At 61.4% G+C, this 2,410-nt stretch carries 3 protein-coding genes; 2 read left to right on the top strand and 1 reads right to left on the bottom strand.

Going from position 1 to position 2,410, the window contains the following annotated elements:
- Positions 1–532 precede the first annotated feature (532 nt).
- Positions 533–1,000 (top strand): hypothetical protein, encoded by a 468-nt coding sequence (locus GGQ68_RS24010; RefSeq protein WP_183970534.1) that lies wholly within the window; start codon positions 533–535, stop codon positions 998–1,000.
- A gap of 83 nt (positions 1,001–1,083) precedes the next feature.
- Positions 1,084–1,527: a nucleoside diphosphate kinase regulator gene (rnk, locus tag GGQ68_RS24005; RefSeq protein ID WP_183970532.1), complete on the top strand. Its 444-nt coding sequence runs from the start codon at positions 1,084–1,086 to the stop codon at positions 1,525–1,527.
- A 728-nt stretch (positions 1,528–2,255) separates the two neighbouring features.
- Here the strand turns inward: rnk and GGQ68_RS24000 are convergent.
- A partial coding sequence (locus tag GGQ68_RS24000; RefSeq protein WP_183970530.1) for a transposase occupies positions 2,256–2,410 on the bottom strand: 155 nt, incomplete at its 5' end.

Below are 2,410 nucleotides of genomic sequence, written 5' to 3'. Positions count from 1 at the left end.
CGCCATTCAGCACTGGGCTGGAAAAGCCCGGGCGCCTTCGAACGAAAGGTGGCTTAAACGAGCACCAGGGGCGGCACGAAAGCGCGACAGGTCCAGTCACTGAGCCGAGCGCCAAATGCTTGGCACGGTGGGAAGACGATGGTGGTCGCGCGATATCGACAAACATCATTCCGCTGCCACACCGCCGGCCGATGCAGGAAGCTCGACGTGACTCAAACTTCGAGGTGCGTAGTCGGTGACTTCCTGACGTCGAAGTCCGCCTCGTGGACCTCGTTAACAATTCGCCGTCTTCATCTTCTCGAGATCTGTGCATCCTTGTCCGTTCCAGAACCGGCCCCGTCTCCAAGATTGACAGGTTGCGCCCAATGACTAAGGTCTCTTCATGGTCACGCACGAAAACCTTTTCCGGTATCTGCTTCTGAACCGCTCGGGTCCCCGGGCGGTCTGCGCATAAGCGCGTTTTCGACCACCCGGGGCTTTCTCACATCCTTGCATCTGAGAACGCGGGCTTCACCGCCCCGGGAGACACATCATGACCATTACCAGGACCACCCACCTGCCCGCGGGCAGTGACTTTCGATCGCTCTTTGAACGCTCCGCTGTCGGGAGCGGCTTTCTTCTCACTGTCGACGACCGGCTCGGCATCGAGCACCTGCTTCGCTATCGCGGAACCAGGAATTCGCCAAATCCCGCTCTTCTGAATGGGCTGTTGCGTCACAAGCTGCGGATCTCGCGCGGAACTCCCGAGCCGGCCTCGCCTGATCTCGTCGTGGCCGGATCCCATGTCACCTACATGATCAGCGGTGAGGGCGCTCGTACCGGGGTGCTTTCCATGAGCCCCGCGCCGTTCCCGGGACATATCCTCGTTGCTTCATTGCTCGGGGCGACCCTGATCGGAATGCGGAAGCTGCAGAAGGTTCCGCTCCTGCGGGACGACGGTCAGATCGAAGTCGTCGTCGTACTCGATGTGCGTCCGTCGCCGGACCACGCCGCGGCCTGATGATTTGATCCGCCCCTGGCGGGTCGGGGGCTTTGGCCACCCATAGTTCGTTCGCACCACAAGTAAATTGAAAGGAAACTACGATGAACAAACAACGCTCCACCTCTCGCGGTACCGGCCGACGGCCCAGGGTCGTCATAAGCGCTGACTGCCTGGAAAGGCTCGAGGCTCTTGCCGAGGGCGCAATCCAGCGCAATCCGGACCTTGCTGACCGACTGCTCGGCGAAATCGGGCGGGCCCGTATCGTTCCGGCGGCGAAACTCCCGCAGAACGTTGTGGCCATCGGTCGCGCGGTCACCTATCGCGACGAAACGACCGGCCAGGAAAAGACGGTAACGCCGGTCTTTCCCGAAGACGCCGACATTGCACGCGGCCGGATCTCGATCCTAACACCGATCGGGGTTGCCTTGATCGGACTGGCAGAGGGCGCATCGCTCCACTGGGACACTAGGGACGGAGAGCGGCGGATTCTGACCGTGCTCCACGTCGCGACCCAAGATGTCCCCGAAGGCCTGGAGGTACAATGAACCGACACTCCCGGGGCCCTGCCGACGTCCATGTTCTGCCCGGAAGGAGCCGCTCGATGCGCTGACGAAGCCACGACGCTCCTTCCGGGATATCGGCAATCGCCGCTTCGGCGTCTTCCCTTCCCATTGAAAGAGGGTCTCATGAATCGTCACCTTTCGCTTGCCTGCCCGACCTGCGAGACATCGCTTCCCCGCGCTGTCGCTCATCGCTGTCCCAGCTGTCGGCACATTCTCGGGGGCACTACCCCCATTGTCCGAATTTCCTGTCGTCGTTGTGGCTCTGCCGTCGAGCGCCATGCTGGTGCTGCCGTGACCTGCCTCAAGTGCCGGTCTCTTCGACCATCGCAGCATCAGCAACAGGATTGCTGACATGCGGCTTCTCTCTCATCTCCGTCGGCTGATCTGGCCTTCGGTTCTGCTTCTTGTCGCCGCCAGCCTGGTAATCTTCGACCAGGATGTCGAGCGGCGGATTGGAATGTCCCTCCGCCTGTCTGGCGGCGTTGCCGGTTGCCTTGCTGCGGCCTGGCTCGGTAGCCGGATGTTCGGCCTGTTCGCGGATCGCCGGAGACGCGACAAGCGCCCATACCCGCGCCTGTTTCGGGATCTCGTGGCGGTTCTGCTATTCTTCGCCGCGATCGTAGCCTCTGCCGCGCTCTTGCTGGAACAAGGTCTCCTTGGCGGGGGCTGTTGCGTTAATCTCAGGTTTCCGCCAGCCTTAGGGTCAGGACTCATAGCCAATAAATGACAGTTGCAGCGAGTGCGATTGCTGACAGGAAGACCTTCGGACTGCGGTCGTATCGGGTAGCCACTCGCCGCCAATCCTTGAGCCTGCCGAACATGATCTCGATCCGGTTGCGCCGTTTGTATCGGCGCTTGTCGTACT

This window comes from Sagittula marina, from assembly GCF_014196795.1.
Lineage (GTDB): Bacteria > Pseudomonadota > Alphaproteobacteria > Rhodobacterales > Rhodobacteraceae > Sagittula > Sagittula marina.
Note: the sequence above shows the minus strand (reverse complement) of the source record. Positions and strands in the feature narration are given on the sequence as shown.